Annotated in this window: 13 protein-coding genes; 12 read left to right on the plus strand and 1 reads right to left on the minus strand. The window is 60.9% G+C overall.

Annotated elements, in window-relative coordinates:
* Positions 1-120 precede the first annotated feature (120 nt).
* From KW840_RS01765 to KW840_RS01805, 9 genes are all read left to right on the plus strand, one after another.
* Positions 121-852 (plus strand): response regulator, encoded by a 732-nt coding sequence (locus KW840_RS01765; RefSeq protein ID WP_008050538.1) that lies wholly within the window; start codon positions 121-123, stop codon positions 850-852.
* Positions 853-883: 31 nt separating this feature from the next.
* Positions 884-2311: an ATP-binding protein gene (locus KW840_RS01770; RefSeq protein WP_198530255.1), complete on the plus strand. Its 1428-nt coding sequence runs from the start codon at positions 884-886 to the stop codon at positions 2309-2311.
* A gap of 267 nt (positions 2312-2578) precedes the next feature.
* The gene (locus KW840_RS01775) at positions 2579-3838 is read left to right on the plus strand and encodes an AGE family epimerase/isomerase (RefSeq protein ID WP_218494304.1); all 1260 of its coding nucleotides are present in this window, start codon (positions 2579-2581) and stop codon (positions 3836-3838) included.
* 117 nt (positions 3839-3955) lie between these two features.
* Entirely contained in the window at positions 3956-5254 is a 1299-nt protein-coding gene (locus tag KW840_RS01780) for an ABC transporter substrate-binding protein (RefSeq protein WP_150813281.1), read from the plus strand.
* 200 nt (positions 5255-5454) lie between these two features.
* On the plus strand, positions 5455-6363 hold the full coding sequence (locus KW840_RS01785; protein ID WP_007974433.1) for a carbohydrate ABC transporter permease: 909 nt from the start codon (positions 5455-5457) through the stop codon (positions 6361-6363).
* The gene (locus KW840_RS01790; RefSeq protein ID WP_007974434.1) at positions 6356-7201 is read left to right on the plus strand and encodes a carbohydrate ABC transporter permease; all 846 of its coding nucleotides are present in this window, start codon (positions 6356-6358) and stop codon (positions 7199-7201) included. Before KW840_RS01785 ends, KW840_RS01790 begins: the two co-directional genes overlap by 8 nt.
* A 3-nt stretch (positions 7202-7204) precedes the next feature.
* Positions 7205-8365: an ABC transporter ATP-binding protein gene (locus KW840_RS01795; protein WP_218494305.1), complete on the plus strand. Its 1161-nt coding sequence runs from the start codon at positions 7205-7207 to the stop codon at positions 8363-8365.
* A 193-nt stretch (positions 8366-8558) separates the two neighbouring features.
* The gene (locus KW840_RS01800; RefSeq protein ID WP_218494306.1) at positions 8559-9905 is read left to right on the plus strand and encodes a carbohydrate porin; all 1347 of its coding nucleotides are present in this window, start codon (positions 8559-8561) and stop codon (positions 9903-9905) included.
* A 292-nt stretch (positions 9906-10197) separates the two neighbouring features.
* Positions 10198-11052: a D-hexose-6-phosphate mutarotase gene (locus KW840_RS01805; RefSeq protein WP_057713553.1), complete on the plus strand. Its 855-nt coding sequence runs from the start codon at positions 10198-10200 to the stop codon at positions 11050-11052.
* Positions 11053-11219: 167 nt separating this feature from the next.
* Here KW840_RS01805 and KW840_RS01810 read toward each other — a convergent pair whose 3' ends face one another.
* The gene (locus tag KW840_RS01810; RefSeq protein ID WP_170948639.1) at positions 11220-12080 is read right to left on the minus strand and encodes a MurR/RpiR family transcriptional regulator; all 861 of its coding nucleotides are present in this window, start codon (positions 12078-12080) and stop codon (positions 11220-11222) included.
* Positions 12081-12306: 226 nt separating this feature from the next.
* Between KW840_RS01810 and zwf the strand changes: the two genes are divergently transcribed.
* Genes zwf through KW840_RS01825 form a run of 3 tightly spaced genes read left to right on the plus strand, consistent with a single transcriptional unit; the run spans position 12307 to position 15159 of the window.
* Positions 12307-13776: a glucose-6-phosphate dehydrogenase gene (gene zwf, locus KW840_RS01815; RefSeq protein WP_057713554.1), complete on the plus strand. Its 1470-nt coding sequence runs from the start codon at positions 12307-12309 to the stop codon at positions 13774-13776.
* Complete coding sequence (gene pgl, locus KW840_RS01820) at positions 13763-14476, plus strand: 6-phosphogluconolactonase (RefSeq protein WP_057713555.1); 714 nt, start codon at positions 13763-13765, stop codon at positions 14474-14476. The genes zwf and pgl overlap by 14 nt, the downstream gene beginning before the upstream one ends.
* A 17-nt stretch (positions 14477-14493) precedes the next feature.
* Complete coding sequence (locus KW840_RS01825; protein ID WP_008050561.1) at positions 14494-15159, plus strand: bifunctional 4-hydroxy-2-oxoglutarate aldolase/2-dehydro-3-deoxy-phosphogluconate aldolase; 666 nt, start codon at positions 14494-14496, stop codon at positions 15157-15159.
* The last annotated feature ends 107 nt before the right edge of the window (positions 15160-15266 follow it).

Here is a 15266-nt window from a genome sequence, read left to right on the forward strand (position 1 = left end):
ATTCGTTGACTGACACACCGCTTTCGCGAGCAAGCCCGCTCCCACAGTTGTTTCTGTGGTGTTTGCAGTTTCAGCGCTTAAGGCATAATCCGCCCAATTCAAACAACAAGGACGCCGCCCGTGAGCTCAGTCAACAAGTCGATTTTGTTGGTCGATGACGATCAAGAGATACGCGAGTTGCTGGATACCTACCTGACCCGCGCCGGTTTCCAGGTACGTACCACGCCCGACGGTGCCGGCTTTCGCCAGGCGCTGAACGAGGCGCCGAGTGATCTGGTGATCCTTGATGTGATGTTGCCCGACGAAGACGGCTTCAGCCTGTGCCGCTGGATTCGCCAGCATCCGCGCCAGGCGCAGGTGCCGATCATCATGCTCACCGCCAGTTCCGACGAAGCCGATCGCGTCATCGGCCTGGAACTGGGCGCCGACGATTACCTCGGCAAGCCCTTCAGCCCACGGGAGTTGCAGGCACGGATCAAGGCGTTGCTGCGCCGCGCGCAGTTCGGTCAGGAGCGCAGTGGCGGTGAGGTGCTGGCCTTCGATGACTGGCGGCTGGACATGGTCAGCCATCGGCTGTTTCACATCGACGGCGAAGAGGTGATTCTTTCGGGCGCCGATTTCGCGCTGCTGAAACTGTTCCTCGATCATCCACAGGAAATCCTCGACCGCGACACCATCGGCAACGCCACCCGCGGCCGCGAACTGATGCCCCTGGATCGCATCGTCGACATGGCGGTCAGCCGGTTGCGCCAGCGCCTGCGCGACACGGAAAAACCGCCACGGCTGATCCGCACCGTGCGTGGCAGCGGCTACCAACTGGCGGCCAACGTGGTTGCCAGCAATGGTCACTGAGGCTTTGCGCAAGCTCGCCGCCAAGGTGCCGATGCCGCGTTCGCTGCTCGGGCGGATGCTGCTGCTGACCCTGCTGGCGGTGTTGTTCGCCCAGGCATTGTCGAGTGTGATCTGGGTGTCGCAACTGCGCGCCACGCAGCTCGAGGGCCTGGTCACCAGTGCCCGCAGCCTGGCCCATTCAATGACCGCCAGCGTCAGTTATTTCCGTTCGTTGCCGGTGGCGTTTCGGCCCCTGGTGCTCGATCAATTGCGCAGCATGGGCGGCACCCGGTTCGTGGTGACGCTCAACGACAAACCCCTGGGCATGGAAGTGCTGCCCATCACCCCGCGCAAAGAGGCGGTGCTCAAGGCGGTGGACGAAGTGCTGCGCCAGTCCCTCGGCCAAGACACGGACATCTCGGTGACTTTCGTCAGCCCGGAAGACCTGCGCATCTTCAATGGCGGCCTGAAGCTCGATGAGTTGCCACGTTCCTGGGCGCACTACGCGCTGACCCTGGAGCCGGTGAACCCGCCAGTGCTGGTCACGCAGATCCAGATGGCACCGGGGGAATGGCTGTACATCGCCTCGCTGTTGCCCGAGCCCTACACCAGTCTTGAAGAGCAGGGCCTGCCGGCGCAGCAGGTGTGGTTCATCGTCCTGACCAGTAGCTTTTTGCTGTTGTTCATCGGCCTGCTGGTGCACTGGCAGAGTCGTCCGCTCAAGCGCCTGGCGCGGGCGGCGCGGGACCTGTCGTTGGGGGCCGACGTGGAACCGGTGGCCGAGGGCGGTGGCAGCGAAGTGGTCGAGGTCGGGCGTGCCTTCAACACCATGCGCGAGCGCATCAGCCGTTACCTGACCGAACGCAGCCAGTTGTTCAGCGCCATTTCCCACGACCTGCGCACGCCGATCACCCGCTTGCGCCTGCGGGTTGAATTGCTCGAAGACGAGACACTGCAAGCCAAGTTCGGGCGCGATCTGGACGAGCTCGAATTGCTGGTCAAGGGTGCGCTGCAATGCGTGAAAGACACCGACATCCACGAGAACATCGAGCCGGTGGACCTCAACCATGTGCTCGACTGCCTGGTGGAACCCTATCTCGCGCCGAACGGCAACGGCCGCGTGACCCAGCAGGGGCGGGCGCTGGCGGCGTACCCGGGCAAACCGCTGGCGCTCAAGCGCTGCATCGGCAACCTGATCGACAATGCGCTGAAGTACGGGCAGAACGCGCACCTGCACATCGATGACGACGAAAGCGCGTTCATCCTGCATGTCGATGACGAGGGGCCGGGCGTGCCGGAGCAGCGCCTGGAGCAGGTGTTCGAACCGCACTTCCGCCTGGCCGGGCAGCAGCAGGGTTACGGCTTGGGGCTGGGGATTGCCCGCAACATTGCCCATAGCCATGGTGGTGAGGTCAGCTTGCAGAATTTGCGTGAAGGCGGGTTGCGGGTAACGTTGCAGTTGCCCCGCTCAGTGGATTGACACCACCCTGTGGCGAGGGGGCTTGCCCCCGTTGGACCGCGAAGCGGTCCCAAAACCATCACCCACAGACTGCCTGTAAAAATCAGGTCGCTGATTTTACGACTGCTGCGCAGTCGGACGGGGGCAAGCCCCCTCGCCACAAGTATTTCACTCAATGTCTGTGTCCATTGTCACGGGCTGGTGACATAACCCACCCCCTTCGTTACAAGCCGACCTTCGTCCGTTGTTTATGCTGCCCCACAGTCATAACAACAAAAAAGGTACGCCATGGACACCTTCCAACCGGCCTTCAGCAGTTGGCTGAACGCACCTGCCCATCAGCAATGGCTCGCCACCGAAGGCTTGCGCCTGCTGACCTTCGCCAAGGCTTCGAAACTGCCTGAAGGCTTCGGCAACCTCGATGAAAAAGGCCGCCTCCCGCCTGATGCGCAAGCCCAGACCATGAACACCGCGCGCATGACCCACAGCTTCGCCATGGCCCATGTCCAAGGGCTGCCGGGCTTTGCCGAGCTGGTGGATCACGGTGTCGCGGCACTTCGCGGGCCACTGCGGGATGCGCTGCACGGCGGCTGGTTCGCGACTGCCGAACATCGCGACGGCAATACCGGCAAGAACGCCTATCTGCATGCCTTCGTCGCGCTGGCCGCCAGTTCAGCGGTAGTCGCGCAGCGCCCCGGTGCGCAAGCGTTGCTCGATGATGCCATCGATATCATCGACACTTATTTCTGGAGCGAAGAAGAAGGCGCGATGCGCGAGTCTTTCAATCGCGACTGGAGCGAAGAGGAGGCGTACCGGGGCGCCAACAGCAACATGCACGCCACCGAGGCCTTCCTCGCCCTGGCCGATGTCACCGATGACAACCGTTGGCTCAGCCGTGCCCATCGGATTGTCGAGCGCGTAATTCATGGCCACGCCGCCGCCAACGATTACCTGGTGATCGAGCATTTCGACCGCGCCTGGCAGCCACTGCGGGACTACAACCGCGACAATCCGGCCGACGGCTTCCGCCCCTACGGCACCACCCCGGGCCATGGTTTTGAGTGGGCGCGGCTGTTGCTGCACCTCGAAGCTTCGCGGGTGAAGGCCGGGATGCTCACGCCGGGCTGGCTGGTCACCGACGCGCAAAAACTGTTCGAGCACAATTGCCTCCATGGCTGGGATGTCGATGGCGCGCCGGGCATTGTCTACACCCTGGACTGGGACAACAAAGCGGTGGTCCGCCATCGCCTGCACTGGACCCATTGTGAAGCCAGTGCAGCCGCCAGTGCGCTGCTCAAACGCACCGGTGAAGAGCAATACGAACACTGGTACCGACTGTTCTGGGAATTCTGTGACAGTCATTTCATCGACCGCGAAGACGGCAGCTGGCATCACGAACTCGACCCGCAAAACCGCCCGAGTGCCGATATCTGGCCCGGCAAGCCTGATCTTTACCACGCCTGGCAAGCCGTGCTGATTCCGCGCCTGGCGCTGGCGCCGAGCATGGCCACGGCGCTGGCGCAGCCGTCCCAGAGCGGTTCTATGTAACCATGCGGTGACATTCGCGCATCCCTTCGTTACCTGCGAGGGGATATCCCCTGTTTAGAATCTTATGCAGCGCAAGCAACAGACTTGCATGCATAACAACAAGAAAGGTGCTCCTAGATGAATGCGATTTCTCGCCTCGCTACTGTCATTTCTCTCGCTTCCCTGTCTGCGCTCCCCCTCAGTGTCCTGGCCGCCGAATCCAAAGGTTCCGTTGAAGTCGTTCACTGGTGGACTTCCGGTGGTGAAAAAGCAGCGGTCGATGTCCTGAAGGCTCAAGTCGAAAAAGACGGCTTCACCTGGAAGGACGGCGCAGTCGCCGGCGGTGGCGGTTCCACGGCCATGACCGTACTCAAGAGTCGCGCCGTAGCCGGCAACCCGCCGGGCGTTGCCCAGATCAAAGGCCCGGACATCCAGGAGTGGGGCAGCACTGGCCTGCTCAGCACCGACGCGTTGAAAGACGTTTCCAAGGCGGAAAACTGGGATGGCCTGCTGTCGAAGAAAGTCTCCGACACCGTGAAGTACGAAGGTGACTATGTCGCCGTGCCGGTGAACATCCACCGCGTCAACTGGCTGTGGATCAACCCTGAAGTGTTCAAGAAAGCCGGGATCGAAAAAGCCCCGACGACCCTCGAAGAATTCTATGCCGCCGGCGACAAGCTCAAGGCCGCCGGCTTCATCGCGCTTGCCCACGGCGGTCAGCCTTGGCAGGACAGCACCGTGTTCGAAGACGTGGTGCTCTCGGTCATGGGCGCCGACGGTTACAAGAAAGCCCTGGTCGACCTGGACCAGAAAACCCTGTCCGGCCCGGAGATGACCAAGTCGTTCGCCGAGCTGAAAAAAATCACCGGCTACATGGACCCGAACCGCGCCGGTCGTGACTGGAACATCGCCGCCGCCGACGTCATCAATGGCAAGGCCGGCATGCAGATGATGGGCGACTGGGCGAAAAGCGAGTGGACCGCCGCGAAGAAAATCGCCGGCAAGGACTACCAGTGCGTAGCGTTCCCGGGCACCGAAAAAGCCTTCACCTACAACATCGATTCGATGGCGGTGTTCAAGCTCAAGGCCGATCGCAAAGGCGACATCGCTGCCCAGCAAGACCTGGCCAAAGTGGCGTTGGGTACCGACTTCCAGAAAGTCTTCAGCATGAACAAGGGATCGATCCCTGTGCGTAACGACATGCTGAACGAAATGGACAAGCTCGGCTTCGACGAGTGTGCCCAGAAGTCGGCGAAGGACTTCATCGCGGACGACAAGACCGGCGGCCTGCAACCGAGCATGGCGCACAACATGGCCACCTCCCTGGCCGTGCAGGGCGCGATCTTCGACGTGGTCACCAACTTCATGAACGACAAGGACGCTGACCCGGCCAAGGCCAGCGCCCAACTGGCCTCGGCTGTCAAAGCTGCCCAGTAACTCGTAATCGCCGCAGGTGATCCTGCGGCAAACCCCAGAGAGAGCTCCATCCCATTGTGGGAGCGAGCTTGTTCGCGATGGACTACCAGGCACCGCGCCAATCCAGACAGGCCCCGGTGTTTTTGATTCCATCGCGAGCAGGCTCGCTCCTACAGGGGGGAACTCTGTCCGGATTTCACTTCTCCACCTGGATTATCCCGATGAGCTCTGTGGCGGTTTTCAGCAAAGCCTCACCGTTCGATGCGCTGCAACGCTGGTTACCCAAGTTGGTACTCGCGCCGAGCATGCTGATCGTGTTGGTTGGCTTCTACGGTTACATCATCTGGACGTTCATTCTGTCCTTCACCAACTCCAGCTTCATGCCGAGCTACAAGTGGGTCGGCCTGCAGCAATACATGCGTCTGATGGACAACGACCGCTGGTGGGTCGCGAGCAAGAACCTCGCGGTGTTCGGCGGCATGTTCATCGGCATCAGCCTGGTGCTGGGCGTGTTCCTCGCGGTGCTGCTGGATCAGCGCATTCGCAAGGAAGGCTTCATCCGCACCGTCTACCTGTACCCGATGGCGCTGTCGATGATCGTCACCGGTACCGCGTGGAAATGGCTGCTCAACCCAGGCCTGGGCCTGGACAAGATGCTGCGCGACTGGGGCTGGGAAGGCTTCCGTCTCGACTGGCTGGTGGATCAGGATCGCGTGGTCTACTGTCTGGTGATCGCCGCCGTGTGGCAAGCCTCCGGGTTTGTCATGGCGATGTTCCTCGCCGGCCTGCGCGGTGTCGATCAATCGATCATCCGCGCTGCGCAAGTCGATGGCGCGAGCTTGCCGACCATCTACCTGAAGATCGTCCTGCCGAGCCTGCGCCCGGTGTTCTTCAGTGCCTTCATGATCCTGGCGCACATCGCGATCAAGAGCTTCGACCTGGTCGCGGCGATGACCGCGGGTGGTCCTGGCTACTCCTCCGACCTGCCGGCGATGTTCATGTATTCCTTCACCTTCAGCCGTGGCCAGATGGGCATCGGTTCGGCCAGCGCCATGCTGATGCTCGGCGCCGTGCTGACCATCCTCGTGCCGTACCTGTACTCCGAGCTGCGAGGCAAACGCCATGACTAATCAACTCGGAAAATCGGGTATCAGTTTCAGCCGCATCGCGATCTACGCAACTCTGTTGCTGGCGGCAGCGGTGTACTTGATCCCGTTGGTGGTAATGCTGCTGACCAGCTTCAAATCTCCGGAAGACATCCGTACCGGCAACCTGCTGAGCTGGCCGACCGTGATCGACGGCATTGGCTGGATCAAGGCCTGGGACGTGGTCGGCGGCTACTTCTGGAACTCGGTGAAGATCACCGTGCCGGCAGTGCTGATCTCCACGTTCATCGGGGCCATGAACGGCTACGTGCTGTCGATGTGGCGCTTCCGTGGTTCGCAACTGTTCTTCGGCCTGTTGCTGTTCGGCTGCTTCCTGCCGTTCCAGACCGTGCTGCTGCCAGCCTCGTTCACCCTCGGCAAGTTCGGCCTGGCCAACACCACCACCGGCCTGGTGCTGGTGCACGTGGTCTACGGCCTGGCGTTCACCACGCTGTTCTTCCGCAACTACTACGTGAGCATTCCGGATGCGCTGGTCAAGGCCGCACGGCTCGATGGCGCGGGCTTCTTCACGATCTTCCTGAAGATCCTGCTGCCGATGTCGATCCCGATCGTGATGGTCTGCCTGATCTGGCAGTTCACCCAGATCTGGAACGACTTCCTGTTCGGCGTGGTGTTCGCCAGTGGCGACGCCCAGCCAATTACCGTGGCCCTGAACAACCTGGTCAACACCAGCACCGGGGCCAAGGAATACAACGTTGATATGGCCGCCGCGATGATCGCCGGGCTGCCGACACTGCTGGTCTACATATTCGCTGGCAAGTATTTCCTGCGCGGGCTGACGTCCGGCGCGGTCAAGGGGTAGAACATGGCAACTCTCGAATTACGCAACGTCAACAAGACCTACGGCCCCGGTTTGCCGGACACCCTGAAGAACATCGAACTGAAGATCGATGACGGTGAGTTCCTGATCCTGGTCGGCCCGTCGGGCTGCGGCAAGTCGACCTTGATGAACTGCATCGCGGGCCTTGAAACCATCAGCGGTGGCGCGATCCTGGTGGACGACGCCGACATCAGCGGCATGAGCCCCAAGGATCGCGACATCGCCATGGTGTTCCAGTCCTACGCGCTGTACCCGACCATGAGCGTGCGCGACAACATCGCCTTCGGCCTGAAGATCCGCAAAATGCCGACCGCCGAAATCGACGAAGAGGTCGCTCGGGTTTCCAAGCTGTTGCAGATCGAACACCTGCTCAGCCGCAAGCCCGGCCAGCTCTCCGGCGGCCAGCAACAGCGCGTGGCGATGGGCCGTGCCCTGGCGCGGCGGCCGAAGATTTATCTGTTCGACGAACCGCTGTCCAACCTCGACGCCAAGCTGCGGGTCGAGATGCGCACCGAAATGAAACTGATGCACCAGCGCCTGAAAACCACCACGGTCTACGTGACCCACGACCAGATCGAAGCCATGACCCTGGGCGACAAAGTGGCGGTGATGAAGGACGGGATCATCCAGCAGTTCGGTACGCCGAAGGACATCTACAACAACCCGGCCAACCTGTTCGTGGCGAGCTTCATCGGTTCGCCGCCGATGAACTTCATCCCGCTGCGCTTGCAACGCAAGGACGGTCGTCTGCTGGCGCTGCTCGACAGCGGTCAGGCCCGTTGCGAATTGCCGCTGGGCATGCAGGACGCCGGTCTTGAAGACCGCGAAGTGATCCTCGGCATCCGCCCTGAGCAGATCATCCTGGCCAACGGCGAAGCAAACGGGTTGCCGACCATTCGTGCCGAAGTCCAGGTCACCGAACCGACCGGGCCCGACACCCTGGTCTTCGTCAATCTCAACGACACCAAGGTCTGCTGCCGCCTGGCGCCGGACGTGGCGCCGGCGGTGGGCGAGACCCTGACCCTGCAATTCGATCCGGCGAAAGTGCTGTTGTTTGATGCGAAAACGGGTGAACGACTGGGCGTCGCCGGCGTAGCGAAAACCGAATCGCACGCTGCCAACGTCGCACAGTTCAAAGGTAGATAGAGATCAATGTGGGAGCGAGCTTGCTCGCGATAGCGGAATGACATTCAACATCTTTGTCACCTGATACACCGCCATCGCGAGCAAGCTCGCTCCTACAGGGGGGGATTCGCAATGCGCGGCCTGTCGCGCGTTGCACCGGATGTAACCGCGTTAAAAAAAGAAAAGTTAATAACAATAAAACGAGGAAGTAGGGATGAAGATGAAGAACAAGGCCCGGTTGATCTGCCAGGTTTCAGCAGCGGCAGCACTGGTTCTGGCCGGCAATGCGATGGCCGATGAAGCGTTCAGCTCCGACTCCAAATGGATGACGGGCGATTGGGGTGGCGAGCGTACCAAGCTGATCGAGCAAGGCATCGACATCAAGATGGATTACGTCGGTGAAGTCGGCGCTAACCTGCATGGCGGCTTCAACGATGACAAGACCGCGCGCTACGCCGACCAGTTTGGCCTGGGCGCGGCGCTGGACCTGGAGAAGCTGTTTGGCTGGGATAACACCCAGGCCAAGATCCAGCTCACCAACCGTAACGGTGAGAACATCTCCAACGACCGTATCGGCGATCCGCGTGCCGGCACCTTGAGTTCATCCCAGGAAGTCTATGGTCGCGGCCACATGGTCCGTCTGACCCAGTTGTGGATTCAGCACCAGTTCTTCGACAACAAGCTGGACGTCAAGGCTGGTTACTTCGGTGAAGGTGAAGACTTCAACACCTTCCCGTGCGAGTTCCAGAACCTGGCGTTCTGCGGATCCCAGGTGGGTAACTGGGCCACCAACATCTGGTACAACTGGCCGGTCAGCCAGGCGGCGATCCGTGTGAAGTACAACATCAATGACGAGCTCTACGCCCAGATTGGCGCGTACAACCAGAACACGTCGCAACTGGAGCACGGTAACGGCTTCAAGCTCAGCGGCAGTGGCACCAATGGCACCGTCCTGCCGGTCGAGCTGGTCTGGTCGCCGAAGGTCAACAACCTGCCGGGCGAATACCGTGTCGGTTACTACAAAAGTACCTCTGATGCCGACGACGTTCTCAAGGACGACAACGGCCAGAACGCAGCGACCACCGGCAACCCTTATCGCGTCCACGATAGCAAGCATGGCTACTGGTTCGTCGCGCAGCAGCAACTGACCAACCACAATGGCGATGCTTCCCGTGGTCTGAACATCGCGGCCAACGCAACGTTCCACGACAAAGACACCAACTTCATCGACAACTACCAGTCGCTGATGTTCGTGTACAAGGGCCCGTTCGACGCGCGTCCGAAGGATGACGTGGGCATCGGTTTCGCCCGTATCCACGTCAACGATGACGTGAAGAAAAACGCTGAACTGACCAACGCGGCCAACGGTGTTTCGGAATACGACAATCCGCTGTTCTCGCCCATTCGTGAAACCGAATACAACTACGAGATCAACTACGGCTTCCACGTGACCAACTGGCTGACCGTACGTCCCAACCTGCAATACGTCACTCACCCGGGTGGTGTGGATGAAGTCGACAATGCGCTGGTGGCCGGCCTGAAAATTCAGTCGGTGTTCTAACGCGTCTGCGATAAGCTTCTCTCCATGTGCGCATATTTGCGGACAGCCATGACTGTCCGTTTTTTTTTGTGAGGGCTAACAAGACATGTTGTGTCGAGCGCAACTGTGGCGAGGGGGCTTGCCCCCGTTGGGTTGCGAAGCGGCCCCAAAAACAGCCAACTGGTTCTTTCAGATAATTCGTTGCGACAGTATTGGGAGCGCTTCGCGCTCCAGCGGGGGCAAGCCCCCTCGCCACAGTGGTTCACTGGTCACGACAGTATGAGTGCACCCATGTTTTTCAGGACCGTGGCACATGCTTGAGCATCCGCTACAACGCTTCTTCAAATCCTTGCGCGAACGTCCGGTGTTCGCGTGGGAGCGCTATCAGACGCGCGATGTGCTGGTGATCGATCATCCGCTGTGTCAGGCGGTGTTCAGTCGTCAGGGCGCGCAGTTGTTGCACTTCCAGCCCAAGGGCCAGAAACCCTGGCTGTGGTGCGCGGCAAAGTGGCCGCAGGTCGGCGCCATTCGCGGCGGCGTGCCGGTATGTTGGCCGTGGTATGGCCGGCATCCGAGCGAAAATGCCTGGCCGTCCCATGGCTGGGCGCGGTTGCTCGACTGGAAGCTGCTCGACAGCAACAGTGACGACGATGGCGTGCGATTGCACTGGCAACTGAAGTTGTGCGACTGGCAGGTGGACCTGCACGCGCACCTGGGTGAGCGCATGGAACTGCGTCTGAGCACCGAGCATCAGGACGACATGCCGTGCCAGTTGAGCCAGGCTTTGCACGCTTACTGGCGTATTGGCGATGTCAGTGAGATAGCGCTGTCTGGGCTCGAAGGCGCGCAGGGTTACGATCAGTTGAGCCGACAGGTTTGTCAGCAGGAAGGCGAGTTACGCGTTGATGGCGGGTGTCAGCGGGTGTTCCAGCACGACGGCGAATTGCAGTTGAACGACCATGCCTGGCAGCGGGCGTTGTGCATTGATACCGGGGATACGGCAGACACGGTGGTGTGGCATCCCGGTTCACGCCCGTTGCTCGGCGTGACCTGGAACGAGATATCCGAATTCGTTTGCGTAGAGGCCGCTAGCGGCGGCACCGACAGCCTGTGCCTTGCACCCGGGGAGCGGGCGCATTTGAGTTTGCAGGCGCGGGTGGGGGCTTAGCTCTGGATTTGCGGTGCTGCGTCTGCCGCCATCGCGAGCAAGCTCGCTCCCACACTGGATCTTCGGTGAACACAGTTTTTGTGTTCAACACCAATCCCCTGTGGGAGCGAGCTTGCTCCGGGCGGCGTTCCGACGATGAGGTCAGGACGATCAGCGCAAATGTTGGATCAGTTGAACTCATCTCCAACCGGATACCGGCTGGCATTCAGGCTTTCCTTGATCTTGCGCAAATGCGGCTGGAAGTCCACGCCACGGCGCAAGGTCATGCCGGTGGCGAGTACGTCCAGCACGGTCAGCTGGATGATCCGCGACGTCATCGGCATGTAGATGTCGGTGTCTTCCGGCAGCGGGATGTTCAGGCTCAGGGTGCTGGCCTTGGCCAGTGGCGAGTTCTCGGCGGTCAGGCCAAGCACCGAGGCGCCGTTTTCCCGGGCGATGCGCGCCACTTCCACCAGTTCGCGGGTGCGACCGGTGTAGGAAATGATCACGAACAATTCGCCGGTATGGGCCACCGAGGCAATCATGCGCTGCATCAGCACATCCGCATGGGCCGTGACGGCGAGGTTGAAGCGGAAGAACTTGTGCTGCGCATCCAGTGCCACCGGGGCCGAGGCGCCGAGGCCGAAGAAGTGGATCTGCCGGGCCTGGATCAGCAGGTCGACGGCGCGACTGATCAGGTTCGGGTCCAGTGCCTGGCAGGCGCTGTCCAGTGAGGCGATGGCGCTGCCGAAGATCTTCTGGGTGTAGGCCTCCGGATTGTCATCGGCCTCCACCGCACGGCTGACATAGGCGGCGCCACTGGCCAGGCTCTGGGCCAGTTGCAGTTTGAGCTCGGGGTAGCCGCTGACACCGAACGAACGGCAGAAACGGTTGACCGTCGGCTCGCTGACCGAGGCGGCCTGGGCGAGGGCGGCGATGCTGAAGCGGGTGGCCTGCTGCGGGTTGAGCAGGATCACCTCGGCGACTTTGCGTTCGGCCTTGTTCAGCTCTTCAAGGCGATTCTGGATTTGCTCCAGTAAATTTCGCACGCGGTCCATATAAGTATCCTTTACACCTGCGCCAACAAGCGCGCGGCTAATGCAAAAAGGGCCTTTGGTGAGGCCCGTAACGGTGGCCTATCCTACTGATGGCTCCGACCGACCACCACTCGGAATCTGTATTTTGCGAAAATGTTGTGGTTATTACTACATTTTCCCTTGAGTGATGCCTTGAAAAAAGGTATTTGTAGCTTAACTTGATAAAAGAACAAACATCATGCTCTCGATTACGGTTGAACCGTGCACCTTTGCCTTGTTCGGCGCCCTTGGCGACCTGGCCTTGCGCAAGCTGTTTCCTGCCCTCTATCAACTCGACGGCGCCGGCCTGCTGCACGAGGACACGCGTATTATTGCGCTGGCCCGTGAGCCGGGCAGCGAGCAGGAGCACCTGGCGTTCATCACCTCCGAGCTGCGCCGCTATGTCGGTGCCAAAGAGCTGGACGAAGCCGTGGTCGAGCGTTTTCTGGCGCGCCTGAACTACCTGCACGTTGACTTCCTCAACCCCGATGATTATGTGGCCCTGGCCGAATCCGCCGGCAGTTCGCAGCGGGTCATCGCCTACTTTGCGACTCCTGCCGCCGTGTATGGCGCGATTTGCGAGAACCTGGCCAAGGTCGGCCTGGCGCAAAACACCCGTGTGGTGCTGGAAAAACCCATCGGTTCGGATCTGGAATCCTCGCGCAAGGTCAACGACGCCGTGGCGCAGTTCTTCCCGGAGAACCGCACCTACCGCATCGACCACTATCTGGGTAAAGAGACCGTCCAGAACCTGATCGCCCTGCGTTTCGCCAACAGCCTGTTCGAAACCCAGTGGAACCAGAATTACATTTCCCACGTGGAAATCACTGTGGCCGAGAAGGTCGGTATCGAAGGCCGCTGGGGTTACTTCGACAAGGCCGGCCAGCTGCGGGACATGATCCAGAATCACCTGCTGCAACTGCTCTGCCTGATCGCCATGGACCCGCCGGCCGACCTGTCCGCCGACAGCATCCGCGACGAGAAGGTCAAAGTGCTCAAGGCCCTGGCGCCGATCAGCCCGGAAGGCCTGACCACTCAAGTGGTGCGCGGCCAGTACATCGCCGGCTACAGCGAAGGCAAGGCAGTACCGGGGTACCTGGAAGAACCCAATTCCAACACCCAGAGCGACACCGAAACCTTCGTCGCCCTGCGTGCTGACATCCGCAACTGGCGCTGGGCCGGCGTGCCGTTTTACCTGCGTACCGGCAAGCGCATGCCGCAGAAGCTGTCGCAGATCGTCATCCACTTCAAGGAACCGTCGCACTACATCTTCGCTCCCGAGCAGCGCCTGCAAATCAGCAACAAGCTGATTATCCGCCTGCAACCGGACGAAGGCATTTCCTTGCGTGTCATGACCAAAGATCAAGGCCTGGACAAGGGCATGCAGCTGCGCAGCGGTCCGTTGCAGCTGAATTTTTCCGACACCTGGAGCAGCGCACGGATTCCCGATGCCTACGAGCGGTTGTTGCTGGAAGTGATGCGCGGCAATCAGAACCTGTTTGTCCGTAAAGATGAAATCGAAGCCGCGTGGAAGTGGTGTGACCAGTTGATCGCCGGGTGGAAAAAATCCGGTGATGCGCCCAAGCCGTACGCGGCCGGGTCCTGGGGACCGATGAGCTCCATTGCTCTGATCACGCGGGACGGGAGGTCGTGGTATGGCGATATCTGATTTGAAACTGCCGCAGGGCGTCAGCGCCCATGCATACAAGAGCCCGGTGCTGCTGGCTGAAAGCCTGGCACTGAACGTGGCGAAACAACTGAGCGACGCGATCGACGCCCAGGGCACTGCGACCCTGGTGGTTTCCGGTGGCCGCAGCCCGGTGGCGTTTTTCCAGCACCTGGCCAAGCAGACGCTGGACTGGTCGAACGTGGTGGTTAGCCTGGCCGACGAGCGCTGGGTGCCGGTCGAACACGCCGACAGCAACGCCGGCCTGATCAAGCGTTACCTGCTGCAAGGCCAAGCGGCCAAGGCGCAGTTCCTGAGCCTGTACAGCGCCAGTGCCAACCTGGAACAGGCGGCCGAGCAGGCCGACCGCTTGCTGTCGGAGTTGCCGGTGATCGACGTGCTGATCCTCGGCATGGGCGATGACGGCCACACCGCATCGCTGTTCCCCAACAGCCCGAACCTTGCCGAGGCATTACAGGTCGATGGCGTTCGTCGCTGCTGGCCGATGCTGGCGCCGACCGTGCCGCATCAGCGCCTGACCATGAGCCGCGCGCTGCTGGCTTCGGCCAAACATAAAATTCTGTCGATCTCCGGTCAGTCCAAGCTGACCACCCTGAGTTTCGCGCTGGCCGGTGACGATGTCGCCGAAATGCCGGTGCGCGCGTTTCTGCAACCCACGTTAGAGATTTACTGGTGCCCATGAGCCAAGGAACAGCCGCTATGACAAACCCATCCCCGACCGTTTCCATGGCGGACAAAGTTGCCCTGATCGACAGTATTTGCGCGAAAGCGCGGATTCTGCCGGTGATCACCATTGCCCGCGAGCAGGACGTTCTGCCGTTGGCCGACGCCCTCGCGGCCGGTGGCCTGACGGCCCTGGAAGTCACCCTGCGTTCGCAATTCGGCCTCAAGGCCATCCAGATTCTGCGTGAGCAGCGTCCGGAGCTGGTGACCGGTGCCGGCACCGTGCTGGATCGCCACATGCTGGCGGCGGCGGAAGCGGCCGGCTCGCAATTCATCGTCACGCCGGGTATCACCCGCGACCTGCTGGAAGCCAGCGTCGCCAGCCCGATTCCACTGTTGCCAGGCATCAGCAATGCCTCGGGCATCATGGAAGGCTACGGCCTGGGTTATCGCCGCTTCAAGCTATTCCCGGCCGAAGTCAGCGGCGGCGTCGCGGCCATCAAGGCTCTGGGCGGCCCGTTCGGCGAAGTGAAATTCTGCCCGACCGGCGGCGTGGGACCTGCCAATATCAAGAGCTACATGGCATTGAAAAACGTCATGTGCGTGGGCGGTAGCTGGATGCTTGATCCGGAGTGGATCAAGAACGGCGACTGGGCCCGCATTCAGGAATGCACCGCCGAGGCTTTGGCGCTGCTGGACTGATCGCTTCACCCTACACCTCGTTGTGTGTTCTACGGCTTTACGGTGCGCTTGGTCGGTGCACCGTTTTTTTTTGCCTGAAGAAAGTTGTCGTACCCCTGTGGGAGCGA

The organism is Pseudomonas sp. PDM30, assembly GCF_019218985.1.
In the GTDB taxonomy this organism is placed as follows: Bacteria; Pseudomonadota; Gammaproteobacteria; order Pseudomonadales; family Pseudomonadaceae; genus Aquipseudomonas; species Aquipseudomonas jessenii.